14 protein-coding genes, 1 pseudogene and 1 riboswitch are annotated in these 14,210 nt (G+C 39.9%); of the genes and pseudogenes, 6 read left to right on the top strand and 9 right to left on the bottom strand.

All coding sequences use genetic code 11. The annotated features are described in order from the left end of the window. The first annotated feature begins 173 nt into the window (after positions 1-173). The 5 genes from BSM4216_RS08190 to crcB (BSM4216_RS08210) all read left to right on the top strand — a co-directional run bounded on the left by BSM4216_RS08190 (position 174) and on the right by crcB (BSM4216_RS08210) (position 3,344). Positions 174-1,040 (top strand): ComEC/Rec2 family competence protein, encoded by an 867-nt coding sequence (locus BSM4216_RS08190; RefSeq protein WP_156179236.1) that lies wholly within the window; start codon positions 174-176, stop codon positions 1,038-1,040. Between the two features lie 153 nt (positions 1,041-1,193). Next, positions 1,194-1,409 (top strand): DUF3006 domain-containing protein, encoded by a 216-nt coding sequence (locus BSM4216_RS08195; protein ID WP_003352370.1) that lies wholly within the window; start codon positions 1,194-1,196, stop codon positions 1,407-1,409. A gap of 666 nt (positions 1,410-2,075) precedes the next feature. Next, on the top strand, positions 2,076-2,297 hold the full coding sequence (locus BSM4216_RS08200; RefSeq protein WP_003352371.1) for a hypothetical protein: 222 nt from the start codon (positions 2,076-2,078) through the stop codon (positions 2,295-2,297). Between the two features lie 164 nt (positions 2,298-2,461). Continuing rightward, a riboswitch (Fluoride riboswitch) is annotated at positions 2,462-2,524 on the top strand. A 62-nt stretch (positions 2,525-2,586) separates the two neighbouring features. Further along, positions 2,587-2,982 (top strand): fluoride efflux transporter CrcB, encoded by a 396-nt coding sequence (gene crcB / locus BSM4216_RS08205; protein WP_003352372.1) that lies wholly within the window; start codon positions 2,587-2,589, stop codon positions 2,980-2,982. Beyond that, entirely contained in the window at positions 2,979-3,344 is a 366-nt protein-coding gene (gene crcB, locus BSM4216_RS08210; RefSeq protein WP_003352373.1) for a fluoride efflux transporter CrcB, read from the top strand. Before crcB (BSM4216_RS08205) ends, crcB (BSM4216_RS08210) begins: the two co-directional genes overlap by 4 nt. A gap of 752 nt (positions 3,345-4,096) precedes the next feature. Here the strand turns inward: crcB (BSM4216_RS08210) and BSM4216_RS08215 are convergent. The 5 genes and pseudogenes from BSM4216_RS08215 to BSM4216_RS08225 form a co-directional block, all read right to left on the bottom strand. Next, the gene (locus BSM4216_RS08215) at positions 4,097-5,464 is read right to left on the bottom strand and encodes an ISLre2 family transposase (RefSeq protein ID WP_003355652.1); all 1,368 of its coding nucleotides are present in this window, start codon (positions 5,462-5,464) and stop codon (positions 4,097-4,099) included. Positions 5,465-5,674: 210 nt separating this feature from the next. Then, positions 5,675-5,836, bottom strand: a pseudogene (locus BSM4216_RS17325) (GNAT family N-acetyltransferase); the annotation flags it as partial. Between the two features lie 144 nt (positions 5,837-5,980). Further along, positions 5,981-6,121: a hypothetical protein gene (locus BSM4216_RS16730; protein WP_156179237.1), complete on the bottom strand. Its 141-nt coding sequence runs from the start codon at positions 6,119-6,121 to the stop codon at positions 5,981-5,983. Positions 6,122-6,279: 158 nt separating this feature from the next. After that, positions 6,280-6,495: a hypothetical protein gene (locus tag BSM4216_RS08220; protein ID WP_003352380.1), complete on the bottom strand. Its 216-nt coding sequence runs from the start codon at positions 6,493-6,495 to the stop codon at positions 6,280-6,282. Continuing rightward, positions 6,492-6,695, bottom strand: a complete 204-nt coding sequence (locus BSM4216_RS08225) for a helix-turn-helix transcriptional regulator (RefSeq protein WP_048623394.1) — start codon at positions 6,693-6,695, stop codon at positions 6,492-6,494. Before BSM4216_RS08225 ends, BSM4216_RS08220 begins: the two co-directional genes overlap by 4 nt. 737 nt (positions 6,696-7,432) lie before the next feature. Between BSM4216_RS08225 and BSM4216_RS08235 the strand changes: the two genes are divergently transcribed. Next, complete coding sequence (locus BSM4216_RS08235; protein WP_048622726.1) at positions 7,433-8,716, top strand: IS110 family RNA-guided transposase; 1,284 nt, start codon at positions 7,433-7,435, stop codon at positions 8,714-8,716. Positions 8,717-9,520: 804 nt separating this feature from the next. Here BSM4216_RS08235 and BSM4216_RS08240 read toward each other — a convergent pair. The 4 genes from BSM4216_RS08240 to BSM4216_RS08255 form a co-directional block, all read right to left on the bottom strand. Continuing rightward, positions 9,521-10,687 (bottom strand): IS256 family transposase, encoded by a 1,167-nt coding sequence (locus tag BSM4216_RS08240; protein ID WP_048622577.1) that lies wholly within the window; start codon positions 10,685-10,687, stop codon positions 9,521-9,523. Positions 10,688-10,923: 236 nt separating this feature from the next. Further along, the gene (glnA, locus tag BSM4216_RS08245) at positions 10,924-12,258 is read right to left on the bottom strand and encodes a type I glutamate--ammonia ligase (protein ID WP_048623395.1); all 1,335 of its coding nucleotides are present in this window, start codon (positions 12,256-12,258) and stop codon (positions 10,924-10,926) included. A 77-nt stretch (positions 12,259-12,335) separates the two neighbouring features. Continuing rightward, entirely contained in the window at positions 12,336-12,740 is a 405-nt protein-coding gene (locus BSM4216_RS08250) for a MerR family transcriptional regulator (RefSeq protein ID WP_003352389.1), read from the bottom strand. A 193-nt stretch (positions 12,741-12,933) separates the two neighbouring features. Then, positions 12,934-14,202 (bottom strand): methionine gamma-lyase family protein, encoded by a 1,269-nt coding sequence (locus BSM4216_RS08255; protein WP_048623396.1) that lies wholly within the window; start codon positions 14,200-14,202, stop codon positions 12,934-12,936. Positions 14,203-14,210: the final 8 nt, after the last annotated feature.

Below are 14,210 nucleotides of genomic sequence, written 5' to 3' on the forward strand. Positions count from 1 at the left end.
TTGCGCCTACCTTACTAACCAAAAAGAGCATTACGATCATTCCGGAATAAGCAGTCAATAAAACATTCCCTTCTTATTTTTTATATTCATCATAAAGGCCATTCTTTTTTGCAAATTTCTCTGCCTTTTATCCCATAATAAAGTTAAATCACCATAGAAAAAGGAGGATATGTGTGAAAATCCGTACATTTTTATTGCCTTTTATTTTTTTGTCCTCCATTGTTTTCCCGTCTTTCGGAAAAACCGCAACATCGTCTCTGTATGTCCACTACATAGACGTTGGACAGGGCGACAGTATTTATATCAAAACCTCAGACGGGGAAGATATTTTAATTGACGGCGGCAATAATGACAAAGGCGATGATGTCGTAGCATATCTCCAACAACAACATGTCGACGATATCGAGATTATGATCGCGACTCATCCGGACGTTGATCACATTGGGGGATTGGACACTGTCTTAAAATCCTTTAAAGTAGAACAAGTATACGCTCCAAGAGTTTCTCACACGACTCAATCGTATTTAGATTTTTTGAACGCCGTAAAAAATGAAGGATTAACCATTCAAACCGCCCAAAAAGGGACTGCTCTTGGTTTAAATGATGTTTCCGCCATATTCGTAGGCCCGGTTAAATCCTACAGCACAGACGATACAAACGACTGGAGCGCTGTTCTTAAACTAACATATGGAAAAAGATCTTTCCTGTTTACGGGGGACGTCGAAACAACTGCGGAATCTGATATGATCGCTTCTAAGCAAAATTTGAGAGCTGACGTGATCAAGATTGGACATCATGGGGCGAAAACATCTACAAGTGAAGCATTCTTGAATGGAGTAAAGCCAACCTATGCCGTTATCAGCGTTGGAAAAGAAAATACGTATGGGCATCCAACCGCTGAAGTAATAAATCGCTTAAAAATCCACAAAATCAATATTTTTCGAACGGATCAGCAAGGTACGATTATAGCCAAAACGGATGGAACCCATTTATCTTTTAACGTTAGACCGATAACAAGTAATAGCAACATTGCTCACTAAGCCCCATCTCCCCCATCGTATCATTTAATAGCTAGTGTGAATATTTATTAACAGAACAAGCATGGTCGTACAACATCACAATTTACCGGTCATTTAGAGAAGAGAAGCACGTCTTGCACTCCCAGACCCAATAAAGAGGATGTGACCATAAAAGTGGAGTATATTATTGATTATTTTGAAGGCGGTTTAGCAGTTTGCGAAACTAAAGACGGAAAAAGGGTAACGATAGAAAAAAGCAAGCTTCCTAAGAATTGTAAAGTTGGTGATGTGATGAAATTAGAAAATGGCCGTTTTCGTCTGGACAAAAAAGAAACGGAAAGACAAAGAAAAGAAATAGAAAATTTAATGAAAGGATTGTTTAAGGATTAAAAGGCCAAAAGCCCCTCTCAGCAGGGGCTTTTAAACGCATAGCTCGCTGAAAAGTTAGGTGTTACTTTATGATATCGTTCAAAATAAAAGTAATGAACATCCTCTAATGGTTAAAGAAAAGAGAATATTTTGCTTCCGGTCGAACGGTTGATGATCTCTTTCATGATGGTTTGAAGATTATCGTTGGCGTTTAAAACTCCCAACAGAATGGTTGAAAACAAAAAATTCCCGCCTAAACAACAAGATTGCTTTCATTTCATCTTCTAACCGAATAAAGCTTCTTTATTTAGATGTTTTTTCTGGTGAAACACTTCTTACTTCATTAAATGCACAAGAAAAAAGGACAACAAAAAATGCTTTACGTCCTACTCTGTATCTAGCAGTTGCTGGTAGAACATTGATTTTTATTTTTGGCCATGTTAAATTTTTACTATAGATATGTTTATCAATCAATAGACCGCTTATTTACTGGTTCCATTGTTGTGATACGACGAGTCATTCCATCATTGTACTTTTAGGTTCTTTCCTGTAAAGTTCACAAGCATTGAACGTATTTGTCTACGTAGGAGACAAATACGTTCTAGTAGCCGCTCGCATCGGGATAGGTCACTAATGCTGATATCATTTTTCGCAAAATTCCATTATTTCCGAAAGGATTTGAATAGTATGTTGTCAAAAAATAAAATGGTCATTGAATTGGATGAAAGATATTTTAATCAGGAAGAATTAAGCAACGCTGTCGTCCAACATCTAATTAGCAAAGGAAACAGCTGTGAAAAAATCGATCATTACACCATTATTTTAAATAACAAAAAGTACACACTGACTGAAAAGACTATCAATATAGGTGTGCCGCTTCAACGGGTGATATTAAAGGAAACGAAATAACAAATTCACTTTATTATGATTATTTTTGGTGCCTATTGTCGCTATTTGCGGGAAAGTCCATTTAAAAAACAGTATGAGCCCTTCTCAATGGTATATCTGGATAAATGATAAGAATTTTATATAAGATATTGAATGAAAAAGGCATTAAGTATATAATAATTTTCAGCTGAATAGGCGATGGAGTTCGCCGTATAACCGTCCATGCGACTAATGACTCCTACCAGTAATGCACATTTGCTGGTAGGAGTCTATTTTTTATGACAACAATAAAGTTGAGGAGGCTGATAGGATGAACTTATTGGCAATTGGAATAGGAGGATTCTTTGGTGCGATACTCCGTTATTCAGTAGGAAAATGGATTCCTGCAACCAACGGGTTTCCAGTTGGCACTTTGCTGATTAATCTTGCAGGATGCTTATTCCTTGCTTGGTTTTTCACTATAACTGCGAAACGATGGATGATAAACCCGCAATTAAAGCTGGCCATAGGAACTGGTTTCACGGGGGCATTCACGACATTTTCAACTTTCTCCGTCGAAACGCTCAATCTTATAGAACATCAACAATTTTTCATCGCTCTTATTTACCTTCTTTTGAGTGTTGGCGGCGGCATTGGATTCGCGATCATTGGGGCTAAATTGGCTACCTTCAATATTCAGCAATCGAAAGGGGGAGCAGAAGAATGATTTGGGTAGGCATCGGAGGAATATTTGGAGCCATTTCGCGGTATCTTCTAGGGAAATGGATTACCGGCAAAACATCTTCTGTCTTTCCATTTGGCACTTGGTTTATCAACCTAACGGGTTCATTCATGCTTGGTATTCTTGCAGTTCTGCATTCAAATAAAATCATACCTGAATGGTCATGGCTTTTAATTGGCATTGGTTTTATTGGAGCCTACACAACCTTTTCAACATTCGGATATGAAACGATCCAAATGTTGCAGAAAAAAGATGCGAGGAACGCAATCATTTATGTTTCGACGTCAGTGCTATTAGGGGTTCTTTTCGCTTGGATCGGAGAATTAATGGCAGCTGCACTTGCCTAGCGTTGGAGTATCAATAAAATACATCACGAATGTTTCGCTATTGGGTTTGACGAAAAATTTGGTACCGGATAAAGCTTGGCAAAATGCCAAGCTTTATTGTTTTAAACTCGTAATTTCTCAAAGGATTTAGCAAAACCGATGTCATGTTCGATGTTAAACCTCAAAAGCGAATCGAGTGTAAAAGGATGCTCGACACTGGTTTTTCATGTTAAAAGATTTTCATTATCTTCATCGGCCATTGTTTATTCACGCGGTTCCGGATCTTTTCTAAACAACCTAGTTTAGAATGAATGCGAATAAAAGTAATTGGAATAATTTTTAAAATAAAAACAGACTAAATGTAAAGATTCCAAAATGAGTGAAGGATGTGATGGGTTTTGCGACTAGCAAATAAATCTGGAAGTCTTACCTATTTAGGATATACTGCAATTATTTTAACAACGGTCTACACTGTAATCATTACAATATTAGGGTTAAATACAATGCAAAAGGTTAAATATATTTATAAATCAACTAAGATGAGAAACAGAGGGTAACGAAATCTTCTCAACCTCTCTATAGTATAGTTTAAGTTGAGCGGACTTACCAAAAACAGGACGAAAAGGGAGTCAGTCAAGACTTTGTGGGAATTTTTTTGGTTCGCTGAAAATAGATGTAAGTCATAGGTTAGCGAACCATTTTTTTGAATTTCATCCGTAAGCGCTTTCGGACTCTCATCCCTTGCCATGACAGACGAATATGTATACCTTTTTTTACCATCCCTTGAATTCAGACAGGGCATGATAGATCGGAGTCCCGGACGATTGCTGTAAATATGGCACGTTATTCCGCGTTACCTCTGGAAGAAGACGGCGGATGCGTTGTTTCGCCTTGTTCACGATCGTCTGTTTGGTAGATGCCGTTTCCTCCGCCGGATGCGACGATTCTTCTCCTAAACGATGTCCGAAAAGACGAATCCCATCCATCCGGGCAATCATTGCCTTGAAAAACGCCCTGAGTCCCTTGTCTGTCCAACTGCGGCGGTATTTCACCCGATACGCCAGCTGGCTCATCACGCTTTCAGCCCTCCCCATCGGATACATGCCCGTTGTGTCCACTCCTTGCTCCTTCAGCCATTCCCGGTAATCACGGATGCATCCCGGCATCGATTCGATCCGGTGGATCAAGGCAGCCAGCTGTTGTTCTTTCGCTTCGTCCCCCAGCGTGCCGAGGGCGCTGTTCAGTTCCACAAGCAGCTTCTCTTCATCCTGCTTCGCCAGCTTTTGCCGAATCGCCTGCCACCGTGGATGGCCCGAGAGGCATTGGCGCAACTCACGCGCCACGTGGAATCGATCCAATTGGAAGCAGACCCGTCCTTTGAAATACTCCCGGCACGCGGTAATCCATGGAGCGCCGTCCCCGTTGATGACAAGAAGATCCCGACACGGATCATAGGCATATTCGTTCATCAAAAATTCCTCGAAGCCTTCCCACACCTCCCCCTTGCCTTCATGGACGTAATGGCGCTGATTCACGAATTCGATCCGTGAGCCGTTGCGCTTCCATCCTTCGTGAACGGTCAGGATTTTGTCTTCCTTGGCCCGTTTTCCCTTCCCTTGGAGAGAGACAAACAGTCCATCGGCCTCCACAAACAGCACCCGTCCATATCGCTGGTCAACCGGGCAGTGCAGCGGAACTTCAGCCTCGAGCACCAACTGGCGGATCGTCTCATGGCTCATCACCGGATACCCGACCATCTGGGCAAGCGTATGAGCCGCTTTGCGATAGGAAGAGCACTCCACAGCCAATCCCATCGCCGTTTCTTCTAGACAAGGGCTGATTGACTGCGATCCATCAAACGCTAAAAAGGAATCAAGCAAAAACGTGTAACGGTTTTGTTCTCGGTCTAAATAGTAGTTTCGCTCAAAGGTAACTTCGCCAAACAAGGTTTGAATCGTGGTGCGTCGTTTGTCTTTCAAGTGGTACCGGCGCTTGTCCCGGGTTTCCGCCAATTGTCGGTCGATGTCCTCCAACAGAGCCGTAAACAGCTCGGTGAAGGCGTTTTGCAAGGCTCGAAACAAATCAAGTTCGATCTCTTTCCATGTCAACGAATTTGTGGTAAGATGTTGTTGAATATTCATGGGACTCTCTCCTCCTGTTTGATGGTGTGAACAATGATCATCTTACCAGGGAGAGAGTCCTTTTTTCATGTTTCCTGCTTGGGATCCTACCGCACTTTGCTTGGTGGCCCCGATGAGGGGGATTGCGAACCTACGTTCCCAACCCCCTCATCGGGGAATTCTAAGAATTTCTCCCACAAACATTTTACTCACACACGAAAAGGAAATAACTTATATGTGTAAAACCATCTCGTCTGTTCCTTTAAAACCTAATGATTCATATAGCTTTCTGGCGTTATCACTTGCTAGTAATCGAATGGTTTTTATTTCCTGTTCCGTTAACCATTTTATCACAGAATTGGTCAATATCCTTGCATACCCTTTCTTTCTTAAATCGGGTTCTACCTATACATCGCCAATAAAACCATACTTGCGTTCTTTAAAAAAGCAATATGGTATATCTTCTTTTATAAAGGCACCAGCACAAGCAATTACCTTATATCGTTTTTTATGATAAAATGTTTGGCTTTACCAGATTTATAAAACTCTTTGTAAGTCTTTTCGACTTCTTGAATAAAAACCATCTAAGAGCATATGTTCCATCCCAACTTCTCTAAACATTTTTAATTTCAGTAAAGTAATGGCAGGTATATCGTCTATTGTTGCAGCTTTTATCATCGTCTAATCCTCCAACAATTGCAATTACCCATTGTAAAATTCCATCTTTAACTGCCCGTCCATTATATTGCCTTGCACGTGATCATACAGCTGCTCTTTTGATACCCCGAACCATTGGAAGACGCTATCTAACGTTTTCCATGAAGAAAGTTATTTTTTTATTCTTTATTCATTTTTCGATTAAAAACTACTCTTGACCAAAAATAAACAGCACAACCTATCAATAAAATAGTCATTTGCCATCCAGAGTCGCCATTGGTAAAAAAACTGTATAATGACCAAATCAACAGTGCAACGGTATAAAAAATAAACCCATATTTCGCAGACTGATCGCTCTGATATTTTTCCATTTCATCGGCTTTTCGCCACTTCATTTATTCTCCTCCTCGTAAAAAAATAATTTTTCAAGTTGTGTATTTAGATGTATGGATAACTTAAACGCTAATGATAATGAAGGGTCATATTTATTATTTTCGATGGCATTTATGGTTTGTCTTGTTACACCACATTTATTTGCAAGTTCTTCTTGTGAAAGGTTCATACTTTTTCGTACATTTCTAATGTTATTTTTCAATTCACCCACCTAAACTTCTTAAAATGTAAAAAATGTTTTACATTTATTATACGAAAAGAGAATGAATTGTCAAATTATTTTTACATTTCATCCGACAACATAGTCATGTAAGATCCCATAGTCCTTCATCTGTAGATTACAACGAACAATCATCCTATAGTTTCATTGTTAAATTCGATCTTTTACTCTTATCTCTTTTCGCCCAAAAAATCCTTAAAATAAAGAGCTTTAATAAATGACTAAAATTTGCTGAAAAGAGTAAAATATTCTGATTTTCTCGTTGGAATCATAAAATTTATTTTTTCCGCAATCATACAAAGGATTCCATAAAGAAACCCCTCTCGAATGAGAAGGGCTTTTTGTAATCATAAAAAGCTGAGAAATACCGCCATATTCATGATTTTTTAAACTTTCCTGAACAAGCATAATTGTTGTTGAGTTTTCTCACCCTTTAGTTAAAGAAAGCTTTTTACTGTAAACAAGCTCAAGTTATTGTTTATTCTGTTTAAATGCCTCAAGTAACAAAACTATAGTTGATAATACTATAGTTCCTGCAAAGAAGACTAGCTGTAGCTTTTCAGGTATATCTGGTAATTTGATATAAGACAAAACTAGTTTTAAAAGAGCATTCCTGTAATGAGGAAATTTGAGGTTTGATAAAAAAAAGTCCCCTTGGTATAGTACAGGGTGTCAATGCGCGTTGACCCCGAATTTCAATAAACCAAGGAGGACTCAAAATGAATTATACACAAAATCAAAAAATCTCTCAAATTACACCATCAACTCTCATTGTAGGTATTGATGTAGCTAAAGAAAAGCACGTTGCCCGTTTTCAAGATGACCGAGGCTTAGAATTTGGCAAGAGATTGATCTTTGAAAATCGTATACACGGCTTTCAAACCTTATTAGATTGGGTTAATCATATTCAAAAAGAAAATCATAAGGACCACGTGATTTTTGGAATGGAGCCAACAGGTCATTATTGGCTAAATCTTGCTTACTTTCTTAAGGCAAAAGGATATGATGTAGTGCTAGTGAATCCCATGCACGTCAAAAAAAGTAAAGAGCTTGATGACAATTCGCCTACAAAAAACGATACAAAAGATGCTCGTGTCATTGCACAGTTAATGAAAGATGGGCGATACTCCGTACCGAACCTATTAGAGGGCGTATACGCTGAACTAAGGGAAGGCGTCAAATTACGAGATCAGCTCATCAAACAGCTTATGATCATTGAAGGGCGGATTGAAAACGTCATTCAGCGCTTTTTCCCAGAGTTTTTCGATGTGTTTGGAGATTGGAAAGGTAAAGCAGCCTTTTATACCTTGCGCATGTTTCCATTTCCCTCTCATATTCAAAAGTTGTCACCAGAAGAAGTGCTGCAAAAATGGAAACCGTATGTACAGCGTGGGGTTGGGCTGAAACGAGCAACCCGACTCGTAGAAGTAGCGAAAAAGAGCGTTGGGATTGAGACAGGAATCCAGTTCGCAAAAAGAGAATTGGATTGCCTATTGGATCAATATGAGCTTTACAAGAAACAGTTAGCACAACTAGATGAAGAACTAGAAGGTGTTGTTGAAAGCATACCAGGTGCGAAACAAATGACCAATATCCCGGGACTTAGTTACACTACCATTGCTTTGTTCTTTGCGGAAGTAGGAGATTTAACCAAGTACAATCATCCGCAACAATTAGTCAATCTGGCAGGGCTTTCTTTAAGAGAACACAGTTCAGGAAAGTATAAAGGGCAAACACGCATAACCAAAAGGGGTCGAAGACGTTTACGAAAAGCATTATACCTGGCCATTCGACCATTGGTTGCCCATAATCCTGTATTTAAAGCCTTGCATCATTACTATACCAATCGGCCAGACAGGCCGTTAAAAAAACAACAGTCTCTGATTGCCTTGTGTTGTAAATTATTACGTGTGTTATTTGCCATTGGTAAGAAACAGTGTGAGTTTGATGGATTAAAGCTATTAAAGGGATTACCTCAAATAAAAGCATTACAGGCTGCATAAAAGCTTTCAAACGACTTGTTATTCTGACAAACACCAATAGTGCAGAGTTGGAGTATATTTTCACCATTCGGGCATTAGACCCTGTAAAGGAGCATATCCAACCTCCACCTCATGGGTACGCAGGACGAAGGAATGTGTGGATCTTAAAATCCAGTGATACATGGGAGGGTGAGCGACCATGAGAAGTGTGGAGACTTCTTGCACGGTCATACATGATATTACAGATATTGTAAATCTGTATTATAGGATGCACCTTACCATGTAAATATATTGAATAAATACAAGAAATTTACACTCATTTGAGGTGAAGAAGCTATTATGTGTTAGCGAAATTTAAAGAAAACGCGAGAATTTTGAAGAAAATTAAAGTTTATAGAGGGAGCATTCCTGTTAGGAAAGTTTTTTAGGTGGTTTAAGAAAAAACGGGCAAAGAACGCCCGATCCTTTTTCCTTTTAAATGCTATCCAATGTTGGTGCTCATCAAGAAGATTTATTTTAAAACATTTTTCTCCATATATTAAAAATACTACAGTACGTAAAATAATCTCCGCCCATTTATTGATATGCTCTCTCTAAGTAGACAGGTAAAAAAACTTGTTTATCTTAGGGGGAGTTTTTGTGTCTCGGAGTCCATTTACCAAAGAGGTACCGTCAAGAATTTTGTGTTATGTAAGATAGATAGGGTATCTCTGAAATGGATTTGGAATGGATAGGGGTTCGATTTCCTCCACACAGGAGACTGAATATTCAGTCTCCTGTGTGGAAAGGGAGAATCCCTTTATTTTGTTCGTTTACAATATTTGGTTAGTTATAACGTTTTTCAAACATTTGTTGAAGGGTTTCATAGGCTTCAGCAAATCCTCGTAATTTTCGTCCTGCCCATTTCTCATTAAAATCTTGGATGGTCAAATACACGACTTTTTCAGCGGCTTCTAAACTACTCAAACTGTTCATCGGCTTTAGACGTTTCCGAATCTCTTTGATCGTTCGTTCAATGGCATTGGTCGTGTAAATCACACTTCGAATACTGCTTGGATAATCCATAAATGTAAGGAGGACATCCAACTCATTGGCCCAAGATTGAACTTCTCTCGGATACTTGTTCGACCATTTCGACTCAAACTGTTGAAACATCTGTAACGCAATCTCCTTATTCGGTGCGCGATAAATCAGTTTGAGATCCTCTGCCACTTCAAATTGATCTTTTTTCCGAACACGATTTAAGGTATTACGTACTTTGTGAACGACACAGCGCTGCACATCGGCTTTCGGATAAACAGCCTTAAAGGCTTCCTCTAGCCCCGGAAGGCCATCAAATACGCCCAGAAGCACTTCCTGTACGCCTCTTTTGTAGAGCTGTTGAAGAATCTCTTGCCATCCATAGGCACTCTCCTGTCCTCCTACGAAAAAATCAAGAATTTCGCGATATCCTTCTTCGTTGACCCCCAACACCACATAAATCACTTCTTTCTCCACGGTATCGCGACGAAGTTTTACATACAATCCGTCTAAATATAAGACAGAATAACGTTTGTTCAGGGGACGTTTGTGCCATTTCTCAATGTCTTCTTTCACGATATCGGTCATACGACTGATCGTTGAAGGAGAATAGGCCTTGCCTAAAATTCGTTCAATAAACTTGCCAATTTCACGCGTACTCATACCACTTTGATACATCTTGATGATGGCTTCCTCGAGCCAGCCCGTATGGCGTTGGTAAGGGGTGAACAGCTGCGTTTGAAATTCCCCCTTTCGGTCTCTTGGAACAGAAAGTCCTTCGATACGACCATACTGCGTGTCTAGGTTTCGATGGTAATAGCCGTTTCTTCTATTCGACGTTCCCTCTTGTTCCATTTCGAGGAAAGTCTGGATTTCTTCCTTCATGATCAGCTCTAATTTTTCCTTTACAAACTCACGAATAACGTTTTCCAGTTGATTCATCCAATCTATATTCGATATACTCTTAGACATAGGTAGGGTACTCCTTTCTCTAGATGATTGGTCAAATCAGAGAATACCCTACCTTTTTCTTTTGGTCTAACTAAATGCTTGACACAAAATTTTATACATCATCAAGGATGTACTCGAATAACTTTTTTATGATTTTTTGGTCATATTTTGGTCATAATCAATTATTAACGAAAAGTTAATGATAAGACCAAAAATGAAAAATACCCCTGACGCCAAAGCGCCAAGGGTTAAAGTGATTAATACATTTGCATATATTGTTCGCGTTCCCACGGATGAACTTGTGTTCTAAACATATCCCATTCGATTTCTTTTGCTTCTAAGAAGTGTTCAAGGATATGGTCACCCAATGCTTCTTTGATCATTTCATCGTTTTTCAAGTTTTGAAGTGCTTCCAACAGTGTAGCTGGGAGATCAATAATGCCAGCTTCCAAGCGTTCTTGTTTGTTCATGATATAGATGTTGCGGTCTACAGGAGCAGGCGGAGTCAATTTATTTTTGATTCCGTCCAATCCGGCACTTAATAATGCGGCCATTGCCAAATATGGGTTGGCAGACGGATCCACGCTGCGAACTTCAATGCGTGTACTTAATCCACGAGAAGCAGGAATCCGGATCAACGGACTGCGGTTTTTAGCAGACCAAGCGACATAGCATGGTGCTTCGTAACCCGGTACAAGACGTTTATAAGAGTTGACAGTTGGGTTCGTAATTGCCGTGAAATTCGTAGCATGTTTGATAACTCCGGCAATAAATTGATAAGCTGTTTCGCTCAATTCTAAACGGCCGTTTGGATCATAGAAAGCATTTTCGTCGCCTTTGAACAAAGACAAGTTGGAGTGCATTCCGGATCCATTGACACCGAATAATGGTTTCGGCATGAATGTCGCATGAAGGCCATGTTTTCTTGCGATAGTTTTAACCACAAGTTTAAAGGTTTGAATGTTGTCGCAAGCCGTAACGGCATCCGCATATTTGAAATCAATTTCGTGTTGTCCTGGTGCCACTTCATGGTGAGATGCTTCAATTTCGAATCCCATTTCTTCCAGTTCCAACACGATATCACGACGACAGTTTTCACCAAGATCTGTAGGAGCTAAATCGAAGTAACCGCCGTTATCGTTTAATTCTAAAGTTGGTTCACGTTTTTCGTCCAGTTTAAACAGGAAGAATTCCGGTTCCGGTCCAAGGTTGAAGCTTGTAAAGCCGAGTTCACGCATTTCTTGCAATACCCGTTTTAAGTTCGCACGTGGATCACCTGCAAAAGGAGTTCCATCCGGGTTATAAATGTCGCAGATTAAGCGGGCAACTTTTCCTTTTTCTGCTGTCCAAGGAAAAATAACCCATGTATCAAGATCCGGATAGAGGTACATATCAGATTCCTCGATCCGAACAAATCCTTCTATAGAGGAACCATCAAACATCATTTTATTGTCCAACGCTTTTGGCAGCTGGCTGATCGGAATTTCCACATTTTTAATGGTTCCCAAAATATCCGTGAATTGCAGCCGGATAAATTTTACGTTTTCTTCTTTGGCCATTCTCAGAATGTCTTCTTTTGTGTATTTCCCCATTCGTCCAACTTCCTCTCTCTAAAAATTCAATTTATTTAAAGCATTAGCTTTAATAACGAATTCAGTGATCGCCTTTCTTAATGAAAAAACCGGGAAATATCTCCTTGGCGGATCGACGAACGATTAAAGCGGCCGGCATGCAAAATTTCATTACGCAAAAGTTCTCGCAATTCTGAATCGGAAAGTTCTTTCTTCGCGTGAACGTCCGTTTTTGCGAATGATTGATCTGTTTGTTCTTGTTTCACGGCAAATATCTTTTTGATGCCTGCCATATTCACGCCTTGATCAAGTAAATCTTTGATCTCCAGCAGCTTGTCGATGTCATTCAAAGAAAAAAGGCGATGATTTCCTTCAGTTCTTGCGGGAGAAATCAATTGGTGTTCTTCGTAATATCGAATTTGACGAGCTGTTAAATCGGTCAGCTTCATCACAATTCCAATTGGAAACAACGGCATCGAACGGCGAATTTCACTACCCCCCATCGATATTCCCCCTTTCTTTTCGTTTCCTTGATTTTATTATAATTTATGTAATTTTATTTTTCAATAGATGTTATTTATTCTTACATAATTTTTTATCAAGAATTTTCTTTTTAATCAAAACAAATGATTTATCAGCCGATCGTATTTGTCTTAATCCATAAACGACCGGCTGATATACTCCGACTATATCCTTTTAGGATGGCAATAAACCCTTTTCCAGCAAATGATCGATGGCGCTGCAAATGGCAACTTTTACATGAGAATACGTTAAGCCGCCTTGAACGTATGCAACATACGGAGGTCTTAAAGGCCCGTCTGCCGTTAATTCAATGCTGGAACCTTGGACAAATGTTCCCGCTGCCATAATCACATCGTCCTCGTATCCCGGCATATAGCTCGGATGCGGAGTAGCGAAAGAATTAACGGGCGAAGCGAACTGGATGGCTTGGCAAAAAGTGATCATTTTTTCTCGGTCTTCAAATTGCACCGTTTGGATCAAATCGGTTCTATGTGAGTCCCATTTAGGAGTTGTGTTCATTCCAAATCGTTCCAGCAAAGCTGCTGTAAATACCGCTCCTTTTAAAGCTTGTCCGACAATATGCGGCGCCAAAAAGAACCCTTGATACATTTCATGAAGCGCGTTTAAAGTAGCTCCCGCTTCAGCTCCGATTCCAGGCGAAGTCATTCGATAAGAGCAAGCTTCAACATAATGTTTTTTTCCGCAAAGATACCCGCCGGTTTTCGCCAGTCCGCCCCCCGGGTTTTTGATGAGCGAACCGGCCATTAAATCCGCTCCGACATGGCATGGTTCAAGCTCTTCTACAAATTCGCCATAACAATTATCAACAAAAACAACCGCATCCGGCTTGATTTTTTTGACAAATTCGATCATTTCCCGGATCTCTTCTATAGTAAAGGACGGTCTTACATCATATCCTCTCGACCGTTGGATCGCAATCATTTTTGTGCGCTCGTTGATGGCCGCTTCCACTTTTTCGAAATCTACTTTCCCCTCTTTTGTCAAAGGGACGCAATTATAGCCAATGCCAAATTCACGCAGCGAACCGTTCCCTTTCCCTCTGATTCCGACAATTTCTTCTAATGTGTCGTACGGTTTCCCGGTAATATATAATAGTTCATCACCAGGGCGCAATATGCCGAACAGAGCGATCGTAATGGCATGCGTTCCTGATATAATCTGCGGACGAACAAGTGCTGCTTCTCCACCGAAAACATCCGCGTAAATTTTCTCCAGTGTATCTCGGCCTGAATCATCATAGCCATAACCTGTGGAGGACTGTAAATGAAAGTCCCCGACCTGATGCTTTTGAAAACTTTTCAATACTTTAAATTGATTTGTATCCACGATTTGATCGATCTTTTTATGAATTGGCTTAATTTGTTCTTCAATTTCTTCTACTATTGGTTGGATTCTTTTACCGTGTTTTAATAATTCAAACATGCTGTTCT

The organism is Bacillus smithii, from assembly GCF_001050115.1.
Taxonomy (GTDB): Bacteria; Bacillota; Bacilli; order Bacillales; family DSM-4216; genus Bacillus_O; species Bacillus_O smithii.